The following is a 20022-nucleotide window of genomic DNA, read 5'->3' on the forward strand; positions in this document are numbered from 1 at the left end:
TTATGATCGCCGGTTTACTTTATGACCTTGTACGGCCGCATCATGTCGTTGTCTTCGTGATCGATGATGTGGCAATGCCACACGTATCCGTCTCCGACCGTCGGGTCGAACGGGTAAAGGTTTTTGCCGGGGGTTGCCGAGGCCACCGAAGCGCTGGTCGGGGCGAAACGTACCAGCATCCGCATGACCTGGCCGGGATACGCCTTGGCCGTGTCTTTCCAGCCGGACTCCCAGGGAGCAGGTGCTGCGGGGGGATGAAGCGCGTTGCTGAGGTACGGGCTGAGCGCCGGGTTGCCGCCCAGGGCGCCATCTCCGTTCAGGAGGTTGTAAGGTGCCGGCGGGCCGTAGCCGGGGCACGGGTTGTCCGGAAGGACGTTATCGCAGAATGCCGGAAGCACGGGTCCGAAGGCTGCCGCCCAGTCGAGCGGGTAGGAGTTTGGATCGGTGGCGACCATTGTGTTGTCGTTGAAGGTCTGGCGATCGAGGACCTGGAACTGCGCCAGGTGGGTGTGCATCGGGTGCGCGTCCATCGTCAGGTTGATGATCTCCCACAGCTCGGTGGTCCCCACCCGCGGCAGTTCGGTGACGCCGTCGGCACGTCCGAGGGCTTTCACGCTTGGCGACATGTTGCCCATGTAATAGGTGTTATTGACCAGCACTTCGAGCGGACCGCCTGGTCCCGCGTGCTCTTTGAGGATCAGTTGACGCTTCGGAAGGGCGGCCAGGTTGATCCCGGCTGCCGCATTCCCTTTTCCGTCGGTCAGGCGGACATACGGCACGGGGCGGGAGCAATTGTTCGAAAGGGCGGAAGGGTTGCAACTTTTGTCTGCGCTCAGAAGCGGGAGGACCACCTTGAACTGCATGATCTTGGCCATCGTCGGCTGGTCGGCCGGGCACATGCCGGTGGTGTTGTCGGAGGGGAATCCGAAGAAGCAATTGTCACCCGGATTTGCCACCTTGTACGGCACGGGCGACATACCGCTCGGGAACGGTGCGGCGGCGTCATTGGTCACCGTGATCGTCCTGCCGGTCAGCCCGGTGAAATCGACGATAACGTCGTAGCGCTCGCCGGGCGCCATGAACAGCGGGTCGGCCGGGACCGGCTTGTTGAGGTAACCGTCGTCTGAGCCGATCACATAGACGGGCGCCTTGGAGCCGTTGTCGGCCAGGAAGGTCATATTGTACATGCGGGCGTTGGAGCCTTCGACGATCCGGAAGCGATACCGGCGCGGCTCGACTTCCTTGACCGGCCAGGGCGAACCGTTGACGACCGCGACGTCTCCGAAGAATTCGGGGATCCAGAAGGGGTGCACGCTAGGGTTCCCCGGAGTACCGTTCAGGTTGGTCACGCCGGCGTCAGCGCCGCTTCCGTCAGGGAAGAACAGCTGGCTGTTGTTGTCGAACTGGCGGTCCTGGATCGCCATTTCGACTTCGTAGTCGCCCTGCGGGAGATTGGCCGGCTCCCTGGCGGGATCACGGATGAAGTAGAAACCAGCCAAACCGCTGTAGACATTGGTCCGCGTTGCGCCCATGGAATGGTCGTGGAACCACGGGGTTCCGGCCTCCTGGGTATTGTTGTAGAAGTAGAGCGCCTTGCCGGCGCCCACGGGCCAAAGCGAGCTGTAAGTGGGCCCCCTGAATCCGCCGCTGAGGGCGGATGTGAACCATGCGCTCGGCCCCCCGTCGAACTGGGGAGGCACTTCGCCGCCGTGAAGGTGCGGCACGGACGGGACCGCGCCCACGTACGGCTCGTTGCACTTGAGCGGGGGGGCGCAGGCCATCTGGTTCGGAAGCAGGTATGGATTGGCCAGGTCGATCGTCTGGTCGACTGTGACCAACCCCTGGAGCATGCCCGGCCCGGTCGGATTGTTGTTGTCGAACGAGGGCAGCTCGTTGACGTAGTTCACGAGCGTCGGGATGTTCCGCCGGATCTCGAGCGTGACGGCCGGCCAGAACGCGGGGCCGAGCACCTTGCCCGTAATGCCGTCGGAGGTCTCATAGGCCCAGATCCGGGTGTTGTCGATGGTCACCGTCGGGCAAACCAGATTGCTCTGCGAGGGAACGTCGAAATAATTCGACGGATAGGGGATGGCTGGCGTCGGCGGCGGAAGCACCGGCCGATTCGACTCTTTCATCTTGATCGTGAGCACGGGGTGCTTGAGAGCGTCGACCCGCGGCAATGCCGCTTTCGTTCCCGGCCCGAATGAAAGTAGCGGTGTGGCGAATTGCGGAATGCACGCACCCGGCACGACGGTCTGCGGGATAAGCGTGCTCGCCCAGGCGGCCCCGGTCCCCAGAGTGGCGACCAATACTGCAGCGATCTTGAATCTCGTCTTTGCCATGACCTTTCCTCCTCATGAAAGAGTTGAGCGGTGCGGCTACGACACAACGATTCGATCGTCCTCTGGTTCGTGGATGTCCTGTTATAAGGCAATCATCGTGCCTAATGCTATCGATCAGAAACCTATCGATATCGGTAGGGATTTTCCCTGATGCCCCTGTTATGAACCGGTTTCATCGATAAATTTTGAGAATTCAGGAGGGTCTTTTCGGAAAATTGCGATAAATAATTTCTCCTTTCCCCACGAAGTCCCCCACGTCTCCCCCCGCCTTTTTGACAGAAAACCGGCTGCGTGCTATTGGTAAAAACATGGCAGAAAACCTCGACTTCATCCGCGAAATCGTCCGGCGCGACATGGAATCCGGCCTCCACGGCGGTCGCGTCGTCACGCGCTTCCCTCCCGAGCCGAACGGCTTCCTGCATATCGGTCACGCGAAGTCGATCTGCCTCAATTTCGGCATCGCCCGCGACTTTGGCGGCGTCTGCCATCTCCGCTTCGACGACACCAACCCCGAGACAGAGGACATGGCCTTCGTCGAGTCGATCAAGCGCGACGTGCGCTGGCTCGGCTTCGACTGGGCCGACAACCAGTTCTTCGCTTCCGACTATTATGAGCAGCTCTACGGTTTCGCCGTTCGTCTCATCGAGGACGGCAAGGCCTACGTCGACAGCCTGACCGAATCCGAGATCCGCGAATACCGGGGAACGGTCAACGATCCCGGGCGCGATAGCCCATACCGCAGCCGCAGCGTTGCCGATAATCTCGACCTGTTTGCCCGCATGCGCGCCGGCGAGTATCCTGACGGTGCCCACATCCTGCGCGGGAAGATCGACATGGCGGCCGCCAACATGAAACTCCGCGACCCCCTCCTTTACCGGATCCGTCATACCTCGCACTATCGAACCGGCGACGCCTGGTGCATCTACCCCATGTACGACTTCGCGCATCCCCTTTCCGACGCCATCGAAGGCATTACCCACTCGATCTGCACGCTCGAGTTCGAGAACAACCGTGCGATCTACGACTGGCTCCTCGAAGCCCTGTTCGACGGCCCGCGCCCGCATCAATACGAATTCGCCCGTCTCAACCTCGACTACGCGGTGATGAGCAAACGAAAGCTGCTGCAGCTCGTCGAGGAAAAGTTCGTCTCCGGTTGGGACGACCCCCGCATGCCGACCATCGCCGGGCTTCGCCGACGGGGATACACACCCGAGGGCATTCGCCTCTTTGCCGCTCGTATCGGCGTCGACAAGTCCAACAGCCGCGTCAGCATCGACCTGCTCGAGGACGCCCTCCGCGACGACCTCAACGCCCGCTGCCCCCGCGTCATGGCAATCCTTCGTCCGCTCGAAGCGACGATCACCGACCTGCCCGAAGGCGAGACCGAGTGGCTCGACGCCCCCTTCTGGCCTCGGGACCTGGGCCGGGCCGAAAGCCGCAAGCTTCCGTTGACCCGCCGGATCTTCATCGAGCAGACCGACTTCAGCGAGAACCCGCCCGAGGGCTGGCTTCGCCTGTCGCCCGGCGGCGAGGTCCGGCTCGCAAACGGCGGCTTCATCCGGTGCGACGCGGTGGTCCGCGACCCGGCCGACGGGCGGGTAACCGGCCTGCGCTGCAGCCGCGTCGCCGACGGGCCGGCCGCAGGCGGCAAGAAGAAACGGGGCGCCGCCATCCAGTGGCTGTCCTCGGCGCACGCGGTCCCGGCCGAGATCCGCCTTTACGATCATCTCTGCACGGTTGCCAATCCGGAAGATGCCGCGGAAGGGAAAACGTTCAAGGACTTCCTGAACCCCGATTCGATCCGGATGCTGCCGGGGGCGTTCGTCGAGCCGGGGCTGGCCGGCGCGCAGCCGGGGGAGCGTTTCCAGTTCGTGCGCCACGGCTACTTCGTCGCCGACGAGGTGGATTCGAAGCCGGGCGCCCCGGTGTTCAACCGCATCATCGAGCTACGCGACGGCTACAAGGCCCACAAGGCGGCCGCGACTTCGCCGCCCCCCGCCGCCCCGAAGCCGGACCGCCCGAAAACGGCGCCCCGCCCCTCGGCCGAAGCGTCCGGCACGCTTTCCGACGAGCGGCTCCGAGCGCGTGCGGCCGATCCATCGCTTGCCGAGCGCCACGAGCGCTACCTCGGCGCGCTCGGCCTGACGCCGGAGCAGGCCGACGTCCTATCGGGTTCCCGGGCCGTTGCCGATTTCTTCGACGCCGCCCTATCGGCGCACGCCAATGCGAAATCCGTCGCCAACTGGGTGGCAAACGACCTGCTGCGGGAGCTGAAGGGAAAGACCATCGAAAGCCTGCCATTCGGGCCGGCCGAGCTGGCCGAGCTTGTCGCGCTGGCCGACCGGCAGGCGATCACGACCCCTGCGGCCCGGACGATCTTCGGCGAAATGATGTCCGGCGGGGGAAGGCCATCGGAGATCGCGGCGCGACTCGGTCTCGACCGGGTTCTTTCCGAATCCGAGATCGAGGTGGTGATCGACTCGCTGCTCGATTCGCTTCGTGAAAAGGTCGACGAATACCGGGCCGGGAAGACCAACCTGTTGGGGATGTTTACGGGCCATGCGATGCGGGCTACGGCCGGGAAGGCCGATCCGCAGGCCGTTCAGAAAATCCTGAAGATCAAGCTGGGGTGAGAGCGCCCCTCCGGGCGCCCTCCCCCATCGATGCCTATCGAAGTGCCAAGGGTCCCGGCGGCCTGCGCCCTGCGTCGCCGCCCTGCTCCCCCTCCACCATCAGGTTGAGCCGGTCCACGACGCTCTGGACCTGCTCGGCATAGCTTCCCAGCTCTTCGGACGAGGATGCCACTTCCTGCGAGCTGGCCGCGGTCTGCTGGGTGATCTTGTCGATCTCGGATACCGCCTTGCTGACTTCGGCGATTCCCCGGGACTGCTCCGAAGTCGCCGCCGAGATCTCGGCCACCAGCTCCGTCACCTTCCGGACCGCGGACGCCACATCGCCGAAATCGGTGTTCGTCTCCTCGACGAGCATCGTTCCTGCCGAGACGACCATGAGCGTCGACTCGATCAGTTCGGAGGTGTTCTTCGCCGCCTCCGCCGCACGCTGGGACAGGTTGCGCACCTCGCCGGCCACGACCGCAAAGCCTGCGCCCGCCTCTCCGGCCCGCGCCGCCTCGACCGCGGCGTTCAGCGCCAGCAGGTTGGTCTGGAACGCGATCTCGTCGATCGTCTTGATGATCTTGCCGATCTCCTCGCTGCGCAGGGAGATCTGCTCCATCGCCGTAACCATCGAGACCATGGAGCCGTTCGCCTTCTCGACGCTGGCGCCCATGCCGTCGGCCAGCGTCTTGGCCAACCCCGCGTTTTCCGCGTTCTGGCGCGTCATCGCGGACATCTCCTCCATCGCGGAAGCGGTCTCCTCGAGCGAGGAGGCCTGCGATGCGGAGGCATCGGCCAACGAAGCCGAGACGGAGGAGATCGACGACGAGGTGGAAAGGAGGTGGGATACGCCGCTGTCCAGTTCCTCGACGGAGGCGGATAGCGCACCGGCCAGCGAACGCGAGAGCCACAGGGAAACCCCTACGCCGGCGGCCACGATCAGCGCGACCACCCCGTATAGCATCAGGAGAAGCCGGTTCAGCTCGGCCTTGATGTCGTCGATGTAAACACCCGAACCGATGACCCACCCCCACTCGGGCAGCGCCTTGACGTAGGAAATCTTCTCGACCGGATCCCTGCTGTCGGGCTTCGGCCACAGGTAGTCCACGAACCCGGCGCCGTCGGCCTTGACCTTGTCGACAAAAGCGACGAACAGCCGCTTCCCGTTGGGATCCTTGAATTCGGACAGGTCCTTCCCGTCGAGCTCGGGCTTGAACGGGTGCATCACCATGGCCGGCTTCATGTCGTTGATCCAGAAATAGTCGGACTTCTCGTAACGCAGCGTGCGGATGACGTCGAGCGACCGCTTCTTTGCCTCTTCCTCCGTCAGCGCCCCATCCTTCGCCTGCTTCGCGAAGGAGGCGGCGACCCCGTACCCCACCTCAACCAGGTGGCGCGTCTTGGTCCGGCGATCCTCGTAAAGCACCCTGCGGATCGTGGGATAGATCCAGGCCAGGACCAGGGCGAAACAAAGAACCAGGACGACGGCCTGCGAAAAGATCCGGACGGACAGCTTGCTGCGCGCGAACATTTCCGTGCCCCTTTCCTAGAACTGGATCTGGCAGCGCTTGACGCCGCCTTCGTCCCGGATGTAAACGAGCACCTTCTTGTTCCGGGTACACCAGGACTTGATGTCGTTCTCGAAGGTGGGGCAGTCGGCAATCACCTCGAGGACGTCGCCCGGCTTGATCTCGTTCTTGCGGAGCTTCCCGTCGACCATGAGCGTCGGCAACGGACATTTGAGACCTTTCGCATCGAGCGTGTGCTTGGTTCCCATTGCTTCCTTGCCTCCTCTGTTCCTCGTTTATGCGTCAGGCCTGCAATCCGATCGGCCCCATCGTCTTCAGCTCTTCGACCATCCCGGTCACGACCCGTGCGAACGTCTCGCCCTCGGCGGCGGAAACGAAATCGAGCCGGCAACGCGCCTCCCCGATGCCGAACGGCGCGAGCAACCGCAGGAGAAGGCGGTGACGCTGGATGGCCCGGTAGTTCTGTTCCTTGTAGTGGCAATCGCCCGGGTGACACGCAAGGATGATGACGCCGTCGGCCCCCTCCCTGTACGCGGAGAGAACGAACTGCGGGTCGACCCGCCCCGTGCACATGACCCGGATGATGCGCAGGTTCGGCGGGTAGGCGATCTGCGCGGTTCCGGCCTTGTCGGCGCCTGCATACGAGCACCAGTTGCACAGGAACCCGACGATCTTCGGCTCGAAGGGGGTCATGCCAGCACCTCCGCGATCTCGGCGAGAATTTCCTCGTTGGTAAAGTGGATCCCCTTGATGGCGCCCGAGGGGCAGGCCGCCACGCACGTCCCGCATCCCATGCAGAGCACCGGGTTGATGACCGCGGCATCCTTTTCGGCATCAAAGACGATCGCCTTGTAGGGGCAGACCAGGATGCAGGAGCGGCACCCGGAGCAACGCTCCGCGTCGACTTCGGCGGTCACCGGCTCGACGACCATCTTCCGGCCGGGAACGAGCCCGGACAGGGCGAGCCCCGTAGCGGCGAGCGCCTGATTGACGGCCTTCTGGACGTCCATCGGCGCCTGGCAGGTTCCCGCAAGGAAGACGCCGCGGACGTTTCCCTTCGCGGAATCCATCCGGCCGTGGAGCTCGGCGGCGAATCCGAACCGGTCGCTGGCAAGCTCGAGGAGGGAGAGCATCTTTCGCGTCCCGTCGGAAGGGACGATCGCCGGGCAGAGGACGACCATGTCGTATCTGTCGAGCGCATTCCCGCCCCCGCGCGCGGAAGAGATCGAGATGCCTTTCCCCTCGCCGCCGCCCGACACGGAAAGCTCGGATAAGTCTTCGTACTGGAGGAACCGGGTGGTGCCGCGGCTCTTGGCCTCCTCGTACAGCTTGAATTCTTCTTTCCCCGCGACGCAGATCGTCCTGTAGAAGTGCGTGACCGTCGCTCCTTCCAGCTTGTGGGCGATCAGGTGGTTGAACTTGAACGCCACTTCGCAGCAAACGCCCGAGCAGTAATTCATGTGCCGGTGATCGAGGCTGCCGACGCAGTGGACGATCGCGATCCGTTCGGGGATCTTGCCCGAAGCGGTCCGGAGCACCCCCTCGGTGGGCCCGCTGGCCGCGAGCATCCGCTCGAACTCGAGCGCGTCGAGGACGTCCGGAACCACTCCATGGCCCAGGTTCGGAAGCCGAGAGCAATCGTAGAGGGCTCCGCCGGTCGCCAGGATGATCGCCCCGATGTCGCGGGTGACGACTTCTTCCGCCTCGTCGAGCAGAACGGCCCCTTCGACGAGACAGGCGTCGCGGCAGGCGGTGCAATCCTCGCCCTTCGTCGTCCGGACGCAGGCTGCGGCGTCGATGTAGGGAAGGTTCGGCAGCACGCCGCGGAACGGAAAATCGATCGCCTTCTTCTCGTTCATCCCGCAGTTGTAAGGATTGGGGCCTTTGGCGGGGCAAGCCTCGATGCACATGCCGCATGCGATGCAAAGGTCCGCGGAGACGCGACGCGCCCGTTTCCGAATCGTGGCCGTGAAATTGCCGTGGTAGCCGACGACCCCCTCGACCTCGGACAGGTTCAGGATCTCGACATTTTCGGCGAAGGGACCGTGCAGGAGATCTCCCATGACCGGCTCGAGCATGCAGGGGCCGCACTCGATGTTCGGGAACATCTCCTCGTAGCGGACCGGCATCCCGCCGATCATAGGCTCCTTCTCGACGAGGACGACCTTGCGGCCCGCCTCGGCGAGCGTCAGCGCGGCCTTGAGCCCCGCAGGCCCGGAGCCGACCACGAGAACGCCGGTGTTGACGTCGAGCTCCTGCCGGACCAGCGACTCGTGCAGGACGACCCGCTTCATCGCGGCGCGGATCTGGGCGATCGCCTTCGCGGTGGCCTGCAAGGGATCGGCCGTGACCCAGGCGATATGCTCGCGGATGTTGACCATCTGCATCAGGAACGGGTTGATGCCGGCGCGCGACAGCACGTCGCGGAACGTCTCCTCGTGGTCGCGGACGGAGCAGGCGGCGACGACGACCCGGTCGGGCTTTTCGGCCGAAATGTCGGCCTCCATCTCTTCGGTCCCGGTCGACGAGCAGAGGAAATCGACGGTCCGGAAATAGCCGAAGCCCTCGACCTGCGCGACCGCCTCGCGCACGGCCGCGGAATCGATCTTCTCGGAGATGTTCGGGCCGCAGTTGCAGAAGTAGACGCCGATCCTCATCGAATCCTCCTCAAGCGCCTGCCGGCGCCAGCCTTTCCAGAAGTTCGCAGACCACTCGCGGGACCACGTCGGCCACGCGCCCTGTCAATGTTTCGCCGAATGTGGAGACATCCTCCGGCTCGATCCCCACGATCTCGATCGTGCCGGGAAGCGGAAGGCCCACCGCGCGGCCGACCTCGAGCGCCTCGCCAAGCGTGGCGTTGTGGGCGCACGAGGAATTGCGCGATTCGAAGAGCGTCTCGGGCGTGCTCCGGTAGATCGTGCCCGGCGCCCCCCCGCCGGCCATGGCGTCGACGATGATCGCGCGGTCGTAGCCGACCAGCGCCTCCATCAACTCCATGCCCCCGACGCACAGTTCGCGCACCGTCACGTCGTCGCGCCCCGCAAGCGATTTCCCCACGAGGCGGGCGACCTGGATTCCGACGGAATCGTCGGTCAGCACCGGATTCCCCACGCCCACGACGACGGTTCCCGGCATCGTCAATCCTTCCGGACGCTCTGGATCAGCGCGCCCGCGGAGTCGCGGACATCGACGATCAGCGGCATCTGCCCGGGCAGCGTATGGGTCGCGCACGACATGCACGGGTCGTAGACGCGGAACGCCATCTCGATCATGTTGAGGTCGGATTCCTTCAGCGGGCGTCCCGGCTGGATCAGCTTCTGGGCTGCGCGCTTGATGCTCATCGAGATGGGGGCGTGGTTGTTGGTCGTCCCGACGACCAGGTTGACCTTGGTCAGGACGCCGCGCTCGTCGGCGAAGTAGTGGTGGGTCAGCGTCCCGCGCGGCGCCTCGACGCAGCCGACCCCGCCAAGAGGGGCGACCACGGGCCCCGTGGGGATGTTGCGCAGGTCGGGCGAGGTGATCTCGGGGTCGGTCGCGAGCTCGAGCATCCGCTCGGCCGCGTAGAGCAGCTCGACCAGCCGCGCCCAGTGGGTGGCCAGCCGGTGGTGGACTGGCGCATAGCGGCGGCCCTCGACCTTTTTGCTTCCCAGCGTCTCGAAGAGCCGCTCGAACGCCTCCTGCGCCCGCGGCGTGGGCATCCCTTCGGAAACGTTGAGGCGGGTCAGGGGCGTCGCGCTGTAGACGCCGCTGTCGACGCCGTCGGTAAAGCCCTTCCAGCCGACCTTCTTGAGGTAGGGGAACTTGAGGTAGCTCCAGCTCTCGACGCGCTCGGCGATGTGCTCGGCATAGTCGCGCGGGTGGTACTTCGCAAACTCTTTGCCGTCGGGATCGATCACGCGGATCTGCCCGTCGTAGAAGTTGACCTGGTTGTTGGCGTCGACCATCCCCATCGAATAGGTGCGGTGCAGGTAGGTGTCGGAGACGACGAGATCGAGGTAGCCGCTGTTCTTGAGCACGATGTCGTCGAACGCCTGGAGGCTGAACAAGGCGAACTCGACGTTTTCCCGCGCGGCCTTCTCGATGAATTGCCGCTCCTCCTCCGTCACGGGACGGCTCCAGCCGCCCGGCAGCCCGGCCACCGGATGGATCGGGCGGCCTCCGAGCATCCGGATGATCTCGTGGTTCCGCCGCCGGCAGGCGATGACCTGCTTCCCGATGTCGACGCCGACCTTGCGGATGACACCGAGCAGGTTCCGCTCGGAGGGAGGCGCATCGGGGCCGACGATGAAGTCGGGACCGCCGAGCGCATAGAAGTGGGTTGTGTGGTCGGTCACATAGAAGGCGCTGTAGAGAAGCTCGCGCACCTTTTTGGCGGCGGGCGGCGGTTCGACGCCGAACAGGGCATCGAGCGCCTTGGCCGAGGCCATGTGGTGGGCCTCGGGGCAGACGCCGCAGATGCGGTTCGTGATGACCGGCATTTCTTCCGCCTGGCGTCCGACGCAGAACTGCTCGAAACCCCGCAGCTCGGGCACCTGGAAATAGACGTTCTCGACGCCCCCGGCGTCGTCGAGGAAGATCTCGATCCGGCCATGCCCCTCAAGGCGGGTGATCGGGTCGATGCTGATGCGCTTCATCCCTTGACCTCCGGCGTCCGCTTCCCGAGTGCCCCTTCGAGCAGCGAGGACGCGAGCGTGAACTTGTAGAAGGTTCCCGCATAATCCGGCATCCCGTCGAGAATGGCGTCGATGTGGCGGCGGATCGCTTCCTCGGGTAGCCCTTTCAGCGGTTCGATGTCGAGAATGGAGCCGAGCGTCGAGGCCATCTTCGCCCCCTGGTCGAGCACCCCTTCGGGAATCCCGTAGCAGCCGTTGCATGGCATGTTCGCCTGGGGACACAGCGCCCCGCATCCATCGCGCGTCGCGACTCCCATGCAGAGAAGCCCCTGTTCCAGTAAGCAGGTCTTCGGGTCGGGGGCGAATTCGTACGGCCGTCGGATCCGGTCGATCTTCTTGTCGTGCCGCTCCCGGGCGCACTCGTCGCAGACGGTTTTTCTTCCGCCGCCCAGGAGGCTTCCACGGGGAGGCAGCGGGCCGCCGGCGATGAGCAGCTCGAGGATGCCCCAGAGCTGGTGCGATTCGGGAGGGCAGCCGGGGACGAAGTAGTCGACCGGAACGACCTGCGCGAGCGTGCGGACGCGGTCGTGGAACCGGGGCAGCTTCAATTCCCCCTCGGCCACGTTCGTGCTCGTGGTGGGAAGAACCCCTTCCGGATTGTCGATCGACGGGTTGTCGAGATAGGCGGCCCGAAAGTGGTCTTCCCGGCGATGCAGGTTGGAGAGGGCGGGGATGGAGCCGGAGGATGCGCACGCGCCGTAGGCGACGAGCACCTTGGATTTCCGACGCATCAGGTGCGCCATCTCCTCGTTCTCGTCGGTGCGGATCGCGCCGTTGAACAACGTCACCTCGATGGCGCCGTCGGGCATGGCGCGGACGTCGTCGACCTTGGTGTCGACCAGGCATGGGCAGAAAACGAGTTGGAAATTGGCGTCGAAATCGAGGAGATGGTCGTGAAGGTTGGCGACGGAGATCTCGCAACCTCCGCAGGAGGAACCCCAATAAATCGCAACCGGCCGCTTGTTCGTCATGCCGCATCTCCTGACAAGTTGGTTGAACTTGGGAACGGCTAAGCAACGTTATCGGTGCAGGATGGCTCAATGACCCTTTAGTTATCGGACGGTTTTCGATATTTCTTCACGAATTTATTTCCGAATATCCCCCTTGGACAGAATTATTTCTTTTTTATCGCTTATCGAGAGCGATTCACGAAAAAGCCCCTTCGGTTGACCCGAAGGGGCTTCTGGAATGCAATGGCGGGGTGGACGGGACTTGAACCCGCGGCCTCCGGCGTGACAGGCCGGCGTTATAACCAGCTTAACTACCACCCCGCATGAGTTGAAACGGAACCACAGATACTAGACGATGGAAACGCGGGTGTCAACATGGAATCGCACCGGTCAGAACCGCATCCCCAGCCGGAAGCCGAGCACGTCGCTCTGCGCCTGCTTCGCGCCCGTGTAGTCGTACTTGATCGTTTCGTAGTAGACGGCGGGCTGCCAGCGCCCGATCCGCCCGCTCGCCTCGAAATAGGCGCCGGGATAATACTTGGTCCGGATCCGGTTCTGGTTGATACCGCCCTGGTATTCCATGTAGGCGGGCACCAGCAGCCCGCCCTCGACATAAAGGTGCCGCGCGGAGAATTCGTCGAGCGTCCGCTCGTCGCCCGGCCCCCCAAGCTCGCCGATCGTGCCCCGCAGGCCGATCCGGGCCATGAATCCGCGCCGCTCCTCGCGATAGCGTCCCCGCAGGATGAAGGTGTTGTCGGCCGTGCTGCCGGCCGAACCGGCGCCGATCACGCGGCGATCCATCCGGATCGCCATCCCCAGCACCGGCTCGAGCGCGAAGGATTGCGTCACCGGGATCCGGTAGAGGTAATCGAGCTCGGCGCTCATCCCCGACAGGCTGCTCTTGGAATCGATGTCGCCCGAGACCGTCTTTTCCTTATAGTTGGAACGGCCCATGTACCCTTGCAGGCGCGGGCGCCAGTATCCCCGGTAACCGTCCCCCTCGAACTGGCCCTCCCAGCCGATCCCCCCGGCATATCCCTTGTCGTCGGTCACCGCCGACCCGTCGACGAGGCTGAAATCCTTCCAGCCCTGGCCGGCGAGGAACAGGTAGACCTGCTGATCGTCGCGCGGAAATTCGCCGGCGAGCCCCGGCGCGGCCGGAAGGAGAAGGAACAACAATGCGGCGATCGAGAAGCGCTTCATTGGGCATCCTTGCGGGTTGAGATGGTCGTCCGGCAAAACGGGACTATCTTACAACATCAGCTCACGTAGCAGTAATCGCATCCGCCCGGGCAAGTGTTTCCCGTCCCGATGTCCCGCGACTTGATGCAGCGGCATCCCTGCCGGGTCGGGGCTGAGGCCTGCATGACGATCCGGGGACCGATCCCGTAGTCTGCGAAAAGTTCGGCGCCGCAGCAGACCGCCGGCGGGAGCCCGAGCCCGGGATCGCAACAGGCGCGAAGCGTAATATCATGCTCAGCGGCAATCCGGGCGAGGTCGGCCATCAAAGCGATTTCCGGCGCGCCGACACGACGCAGTCCCGGGTGCTTCCGGTCGACGCCTTCGTGGCGGCCCGCCTCCGGGAGGCGATACGCCACCCCCTCCCCCATTCGGCGAACGACCTTGCGATAGGCTTCGACGATCGAGGTGTTGCAGACGCGCGTGGCGCCCGCGAGACGGCCGGCGATCCGGCGAAAGTTGGCCCGGTGCCAATCGATGTCGAAGTCGTCCGCGACCACGACGGGATCGTACCGCCACTGGATGGCCGAAGGGGACGGCAGCATCTTCGAGGCGCGGAGGAAGGCGGGAATCGTCACGTCGAGGCCGGGGATGTTCTTCTCGACGGCCGGGCCGTATCCGTTGATCGTGAACTGGAGGGCGACCGGCGTTCCCGCCGCCAGCAGGTCGCCCAACTCCCCTTCGAACGGCGCCGTGTTCTTCGACCAGAACAGGTACCCGAGGACATCTTCGGGCAGGAGCGAAATGCGGTCGGTCCGGCCGAAGACGCTCCGGGCCTCGCAAAAGCCGGCGCGGCGCCGTTCGGCGAACCACGCTCCAAAGAACTGCGGGATGTCCGTGCGGCGCGACGCGCTGACGATATAGGGGCTCAAACCACTCGCCGGCATCCCGGGCCACTAAGGGTGCTGCGTCCGGCACTTCCGGCTTCCACCAGGATCCGGGTGCCGATGCGCTCCTTGAGCGCCGGGACGTGCGAGATGATCCCGATCAGCTTGCCGTCCTGCTGCAAACCCGACAAGGTCTCGAGGGCGGTTTCCAGGGCATCCTCGTCCAGGGTTCCGAACCCTTCATCCAAAAACAACGAATCCACGCGCACGTTGCGGCTGGCCATGTTCGATAACCCGAGCGCCAGTGCGAGGCTGACGATGAAGCTCTCCCCGCCCGAGAGGTTTTTGGTCGAGCGGATTTCCCCGGCCTGGTAGTTGTCGAGCACGTTGAGCTCAAGCGGTTCAAGACTGTCCCGGACCAGGATATAGCGGTCGCTCATCTTCCCGAGCTGCCGGTTGGCATGGCCAACCATCATCTCGAAGGTGAGCCCCTGGGCGAAATTGCGGAACTTCTTCCCGTCAGCCGACCCGATCAATTCATGCAGGCGCTCCCATCGGGCGCATTCGATCTTCTGGGCTTCCGCGGCCTGCAACCGGACCTGACGGAGTTGTTGCTGCCCCCGGTGCTGCTGAAGCTTCTCTCCGAGTGCGCCCAACGCCTTCTGCAGTTCGTTCAACTTCAGTGAAACCGCGGCGTACTCCTCCCCGATCTGATCGACTGTTTTCGGGGTCAGGTTTTTCTCCCGCTCCGCCTTCAAGGTCGCCGCCCGGTCTTCCAGGCGGGCCCGGAGTTCGGTCTCTTCCCGCAGCAGCGCGTCGGCGAAGCCGGCGAGCGCATCGAGCCGCTCCGGAGACAGACGTGCCTCCAGAAAAGCGGCTTCGTCCGCAAATTCGGCGTCGGACATCCGCTGCTTGAAGCCCCCCTCAAGCTCGGCAAGTTCCAATGCGCGCGTCGCGATCGTCGCGGCCAGCGTCTGAATCCGCTCCTGCAACCCGGCAAGTTCCGCCTGAAGATGATTGCGCTCCTGCAACGCCGCTTCCCGTTGCCCGCCTGCCCGCTCGATTCCATCGGCCAGCCGTTTTTCCTCGGTGTCGGGATTGCGATCTCCGAACAGCGCCAGGCGCTGGGTCGCCAATTCCCCCCGGCGTTTCAACTGTTCGCACCGAAGGGCTTCCTTCTCGCCCAGATTTCTTGCGGCCTCGGCAAGCAAGGCCCGCAGCGTCTGCACTTCGCTGCCGAGATCGGACAACCGCTTTTCGAGCGTTTCCTTTTCCCCCACCTGCTCTCCGTAGCTGTTGCGCCGGGCGGTGAGGGCTTCGAGGATCTCGTCGGCATTCTGCGGGGATATCCCCCGACAACCGTACGGCTCGACGGCCCGTTCCGTTTCCGCCAGCGCACGGTCGAAATCGTCCTTCAAAGTTGCCGATTCCCGCTCGAGACGTTCGCGTTCCCCCACGGCATTTTCGGAGGCGATCGCGGCGGTCTGGCGCGCCGTATCCCTTCGGGCCAGCTCGTCCTTTACCTTGTCGTACGCCGATTTCGCTTCCCGCGCTTCGGCTTCTTTCGCGTCAACCTGCCCGATGATGTCCCGGCAGCCCGCCAGCGATTCCCGGCACGATTCCAGCTCAGCCCGTAGGCTGTCGGGGCGAGCCGCGGCATCGATATCAAGCTTCAGCTCGAGCAAGGCTCCGGTGCACGAAGCTTCATCCCGAGCCAACATCGCCAGGCATTCGTTTCGTTCTCTTTCGACCTGTTCGAGACCCGTGGCGACACCCGCCGCCTCCGCCTTGACGGCAGAGAGACGATTCGCTGCATCCCTCGCCTCGTCGCGGGCCTGCGCCAGCGCCTGCTGCGCCTCATCGGGGCAAGGGACGTTTCCGACGGCGTACGGATGATCGATGGCGCCGCACAAGGGACAGGGCACCCCATCCACGAGCTGCGCCCGTTCCGCTTCCAGGGTCTTGACCCGGTTCAGCAGGATGACCTTGTCCTGTAACTGGCAGGCCACCGTTTCACGCAACCCGCATTCATCGGTCAGTGCCTTTTCCTGCCGGGAAAGCCGCTCGCGCGATCGCTCAAGCGCTTCATGCCTTGCACGCACCGATTCGAGTTTATTGCGGAGATCCCCGACTCGCGTCACGGCATCGAGAAGGCCCTGCAACCGGCTTTCCCGGGTCGCGTACGCCTCGGCGTCGGCACGCCAAAGCGGGAGGTCGCGCCCACCCAGCAGCTTTTCGCATTCGGCCTGGATCGACCCGAGTCTGTTCCCGGCCGTTGTGACCGCCTCCAGGGCAGCCTTCAAATCGGCCTCGGCCTTCGACTTCGTTCGCTCGGCGCTTTCGCATACCCCGATCTGTCGGGCAAGTTGCTCCCGCCTGGCGGAATCCTGCTCTCCGAGCGCCTTGAGGGTCTTGACCTGCTGCCCGATTCCCGTCAGCGTCTCCGCCAACACTGCATCCGCCCCATTCGTACTTAAAAAGACCTCGACAGCCTGCAAGGAGGAGCCCGTCCCGCGGATCCGTTCCTCGCCGGCCGCGATCTTCGCCCGGTACTCGTCACCCTGCCCTACGAGTCTTCCGATCTCGTCCTCACCTCCCCGAAGCTGCGAGCTCGCCTCGTCGAGCTTGAGGTCAAGCGTCCGCGTCCTGCGGATCGGTTCGGCCTTGCGGAGTTGCTCGGCACGGGCCTCTTGAAGACCGATTTCCGCCTTGTCCAGCGCAACCCCCGCAACTTGACACGCCTGTTGCACCTCGAGGAGGCGATCGCCGGAGCCGGCCCATTCGTCCTGCTCCACGCGCTGCTGTTTCCGGACGCCCTCGAGGTTCGCATGATCGCCATCGAGGGACAAGGCACGGCGGCCCCAAGCCAATTGTTCGAGTTGGGGGGCGCCACTTTCCTTCTTCTGCTCAAATGATTGCCATGCCAGCCGGGTCTGAGCGATTTCCGTTTCGAGCGTCTCGATCCGTTCTTTCCAGGCCTTTTGTTCTCCGATGGCCTGGACCCATCCGGTGAGATTCGCCTCTTCCCGCTCCTTTTCCGTCTGCTCGCTTCGAAAACGCTCCTCTTCTTCGGGTGAGAGCAGCTGCATCCCGGACAGGTCGGCACGAAGCACGTCCAGCTTCCGGCGCTCTTCGGTAGTTCGCTCGTGGGCCTTCACGGAAATCCGGCTGTAGATCTCGGTGCCGGTGATCTGCTCCAGGATCGGAGCCCGTTCGTCCGGACGCGCCTGGAGAAATGCGGCGAATCCGCCCTGCGCCAGCAGCACGGACCTGGTGAACCGGTCGAAGTCCATCCCGGTCACTTCCTCGACCTTGCCGGCTACGGCCGTCAGCTTCGATTCGATGATCAGTCCCGTTGCCGCCTCGGCGATTTCGTGACGGGGCGCCTGCAAATTGCCGTCGGCCTGCTTTCGCGCCCGGTGCTGGCTCCAGTGGCAGCGAAAAAGCCCCTTTGCGGTTTCGAACTCGACCTCGGCCGAACAGTCGGCCAACTGGCGCGACATGATCTCGTTGCCGCTCTGGTTGACCCGGTTCAGGCGCGGGGTCCGGCCATAAAGGGAAAGGCAGATCGCGTCGAGGACGGTGGTCTTCCCGGAACCGGTCGGACCGGTGATGGCGAAGATTCCGCTGGATACGTAGGCGGGATGGGTGAAGTCGATATCCCATTCGCCAGCCAGAGAATTCAGGTTCCGGAAACGAAGCCGCAGGATTCTCATGGCACGCCCAGCGCGTCGTCTTCATGCAATGCGAGAAGGGTTTCGTGGAACGTGGCGAGCAACTCTTCGTGCTGATCCGTCGGCACCTCGTGGACGGCAAGGCAACGAGCGAAGACCTCGTCCGCATCCAGGTCGTGCAACGTTTCTTCCGTGGACGTCCCGCTCAGCGTCCGCTCGACCAGGCGCATGTTCCGGGTTCGGAGGATCTCGATCTCGGTCCCCTCGACCAGCGCGCGCAACCGCTCCTGCAGGTCGCCCAGCAGCTCGTCGCCATCGTAGATGACTTCGAGCCAGACCGACGCGGATTCCTTCTTCATCCCGGCGATCCGTTCGGCAATGTCTTTCCAGTCTCCGCGCACCGTAGCCAGCGACTGGAAGCATGGAACGGGGATTTCCTCGACCGTAACGCCCGCATCTCCGGTTTCCACGACCACGACCACCTTGCGCTGCCCGGCCTCTCCGAAGCTCATCGGGATGGGTGAGCCCGAATAGCGGTGGTGCTCCGAGCCGACGATCTTCTGGGGCGTGTGCAGATGGCCAAGGGCCAGATAGTCGATGCAAGCAGGGAAGACCTCATCCCCGACATGACCGAGGTTGCCCACGTAAAGTTCGCGCACGCCGTCCCCGTCGACCGTTCGGCTGCCCGCCGCGAAGAGGTGCCCCATCGCGACGATCGGGACATTTCCGCCCAGCTCGACCCGTTTTGCTTCGGCCGCGTCGCACACCTTCCGGTAATGGTCGCGAATGCCGTCGATCAGCTTGCGCCCCTTGTCTTCGAAGGTTTCACCGGCCTCGGCGGTCCGGATATCGCGGTCGCGCAGATACGGAATGGCGCACACGATCATCTCCGGCTCCCCGGCGGCATCCCGCAAAACGATCACTTCGTCCTCGGCGGCATCGGTCATGCAGCCGACCACGTGAACGTTCAGGAAACGAAGCACCTCGCGAGGCGCGTTGAGGAAAGAGGGGGAATCGTGATTGCCGCCCGTGACCACGACGTGCCGGCAACCGGCGCCGGCCACGCGGACCAGGAAGCGGTAATAGATCTCGAGCGCCCGGTTGCTCGGCGTCCCGTTGTCGAAGACATCGCCGGAAACGAGAAGCGCCTCGACGCCCTTGTCGGCGATGCAGCCGATCAACCAGTCGAGGAAACGCTCGAATTCCTCGTAGCGTTTACGTCCGTAGAGCGCCCGGCCGATGTGCCAGTCGGATGTGTGAAGAATAAACATTTAATTTGGCACCCCACAAGAGAGGAGTTTAATCGGCCCTCTTTGGAATGGCCGGCTCTCGGCAACCTTCCGCCTTCGCTGCGGCGTTTTGCCGTCCATCGAAAGATACAAATCCGAAGTGAGTATTTTCGTCCTGACGTTTCAGTAACAGAGCAGCCGCCAGATGAACCGCGTCGAATCCCCGCAGAATATGCTTTATGGCGAGTTGCGCGGCGTCCATCTCGTCGAAATCGACGACCGCGTAGTGCCCCCAATCAGCGCTCAAGGCATCCTTCAGTCTGCGAAACTCACTGAGAGATAATTCCTTCGCCTTGTGTCTCCTGGCGAATGCGGACATCGCCTCGGGAAGGGCCACCTTGCAAGTCGCAACGATCTCTGCTTCCGCTACCCATTCGCGAACCTTGTCGCTTTGCTCCTCGTCGACGTAAAGCTTCACCAGGGCACTGGTGTCGAGATAAAGGATCAACGCCGATCCGAGAGGACGGTCTCGGAGACCGGAATGCCTTTCGCCCGGATTCCGGAGGCGCCGGTCGGCTTACCGCCACTCCAACGGACTCGACCGTGTTCCATCATCGTCGTAACGACACGCCGCTCCCGCGATATGGGAACAACCAAGGCAATCTCGTGCCCCCGGTCGGTAATGATGACTTCCTCGCCACCTTTCACCCTGTCGACGTAGCTGCTTAAATGGGCCTTCAATTCCTTGATGCCGACTGCGATCATCATTGCCCCCTTACACTTGTAGTCACTTCATATTATACATAGTGACCACCTTTGCCGCCATTCTCTTCCGCGATTAAACCGCTTTCGTCCGCTCGACTTAAAATTATTAGTGCTCTCCATCTGTCTCATTCTTGGCGACACCTCTCACAAGTGATTTCTGTCCGCGGATTTTCCAGGTT

The 20022-nt window shown here is 63.7% G+C and carries 15 protein-coding genes and 1 tRNA gene; 1 reads left to right on the top strand and 15 read right to left on the bottom strand.

Translation table 11 applies throughout. The annotated features are described in order from the left end of the window. Positions 1 to 14 precede the first annotated feature (14 nt). On the bottom strand, positions 15 to 2342 hold the full coding sequence (locus VGK27_07230; protein ID HEY3489898.1) for a multicopper oxidase domain-containing protein: 2328 nt from the start codon (positions 2340 to 2342) through the stop codon (positions 15 to 17). Between the two features lie 308 nt (positions 2343 to 2650). On the opposite strand from VGK27_07230, the gene VGK27_07235 reads away from it, so the two are divergent. After that, entirely contained in the window at positions 2651 to 4975 is a 2325-nt protein-coding gene (locus VGK27_07235) for a glutamine--tRNA ligase/YqeY domain fusion protein (protein ID HEY3489899.1), read from the top strand. A gap of 34 nt (positions 4976 to 5009) precedes the next feature. Here VGK27_07235 and VGK27_07240 read toward each other — a convergent pair whose 3' ends face one another. The 14 genes from VGK27_07240 to VGK27_07305 all read right to left on the bottom strand — a co-directional run bounded on the left by VGK27_07240 (position 5010) and on the right by VGK27_07305 (position 19846). Further along, on the bottom strand, positions 5010 to 6488 hold the full coding sequence (locus VGK27_07240) for a methyl-accepting chemotaxis protein (GenBank protein HEY3489900.1): 1479 nt from the start codon (positions 6486 to 6488) through the stop codon (positions 5010 to 5012). Positions 6489 to 6503: 15 nt separating this feature from the next. Next, the gene (locus VGK27_07245; GenBank protein ID HEY3489901.1) at positions 6504 to 6734 is read right to left on the bottom strand and encodes a sulfurtransferase TusA family protein; all 231 of its coding nucleotides are present in this window, start codon (positions 6732 to 6734) and stop codon (positions 6504 to 6506) included. A 34-nt stretch (positions 6735 to 6768) separates the two neighbouring features. Continuing rightward, complete coding sequence (locus VGK27_07250; protein ID HEY3489902.1) at positions 6769 to 7179, bottom strand: hydrogenase iron-sulfur subunit; 411 nt, start codon at positions 7177 to 7179, stop codon at positions 6769 to 6771. Then, positions 7176 to 9143, bottom strand: coding sequence for a CoB--CoM heterodisulfide reductase iron-sulfur subunit A family protein (locus VGK27_07255; protein ID HEY3489903.1), 1968 nt, complete (start codon positions 9141 to 9143; stop codon positions 7176 to 7178). Before VGK27_07255 ends, VGK27_07250 begins: the two co-directional genes overlap by 4 nt. A gap of 10 nt (positions 9144 to 9153) precedes the next feature. Further along, positions 9154 to 9621, bottom strand: a complete 468-nt coding sequence (locus VGK27_07260; protein HEY3489904.1) for a hydrogenase maturation protease — start codon at positions 9619 to 9621, stop codon at positions 9154 to 9156. 2 nt (positions 9622 to 9623) lie between these two features. Next, positions 9624 to 11120 carry a Ni/Fe hydrogenase subunit alpha gene (locus VGK27_07265; GenBank protein ID HEY3489905.1) on the bottom strand — a complete coding sequence of 499 codons (1497 nt, stop codon included), beginning with the start codon at positions 11118 to 11120 and terminating at the stop codon, positions 9624 to 9626. Continuing rightward, positions 11117 to 12130, bottom strand: a complete 1014-nt coding sequence (locus VGK27_07270; GenBank protein HEY3489906.1) for a hypothetical protein — start codon at positions 12128 to 12130, stop codon at positions 11117 to 11119. The genes VGK27_07265 and VGK27_07270 overlap by 4 nt, the downstream gene beginning before the upstream one ends. Positions 12131 to 12353: 223 nt before the next feature. Next, positions 12354 to 12430 (bottom strand) — tRNA-Asp (locus VGK27_07275). A 69-nt stretch (positions 12431 to 12499) separates the two neighbouring features. Then, positions 12500 to 13312 (bottom strand): hypothetical protein, encoded by an 813-nt coding sequence (locus VGK27_07280; GenBank protein HEY3489907.1) that lies wholly within the window; start codon positions 13310 to 13312, stop codon positions 12500 to 12502. A 56-nt stretch (positions 13313 to 13368) separates the two neighbouring features. Continuing rightward, a complete protein-coding gene (locus VGK27_07285) occupies positions 13369 to 14220 on the bottom strand; it encodes a DUF1848 family protein (GenBank protein ID HEY3489908.1) in 852 nt (283 codons plus the stop codon). Continuing rightward, the gene (locus tag VGK27_07290) at positions 14217 to 17891 is read right to left on the bottom strand and encodes an AAA family ATPase (GenBank protein ID HEY3489909.1); all 3675 of its coding nucleotides are present in this window, start codon (positions 17889 to 17891) and stop codon (positions 14217 to 14219) included. The genes VGK27_07285 and VGK27_07290 overlap by 4 nt, the downstream gene beginning before the upstream one ends. Then, the gene (locus VGK27_07295; GenBank protein HEY3489910.1) at positions 17888 to 19120 is read right to left on the bottom strand and encodes an exonuclease SbcCD subunit D C-terminal domain-containing protein; all 1233 of its coding nucleotides are present in this window, start codon (positions 19118 to 19120) and stop codon (positions 17888 to 17890) included. The genes VGK27_07290 and VGK27_07295 overlap by 4 nt, the downstream gene beginning before the upstream one ends. A 28-nt stretch (positions 19121 to 19148) precedes the next feature. Beyond that, positions 19149 to 19586, bottom strand: coding sequence for a type II toxin-antitoxin system VapC family toxin (locus tag VGK27_07300; GenBank protein HEY3489911.1), 438 nt, complete (start codon positions 19584 to 19586; stop codon positions 19149 to 19151). Then, on the bottom strand, positions 19583 to 19846 hold the full coding sequence (locus VGK27_07305) for a type II toxin-antitoxin system prevent-host-death family antitoxin (GenBank protein HEY3489912.1): 264 nt from the start codon (positions 19844 to 19846) through the stop codon (positions 19583 to 19585). Before VGK27_07305 ends, VGK27_07300 begins: the two co-directional genes overlap by 4 nt. Positions 19847 to 20022: the final 176 nt, after the last annotated feature.

Source organism: Candidatus Deferrimicrobiaceae bacterium, assembly GCA_036504035.1.
In the GTDB taxonomy this organism is placed as follows: Bacteria; Desulfobacterota; Deferrimicrobia; order Deferrimicrobiales; family Deferrimicrobiaceae; genus JANXPS01.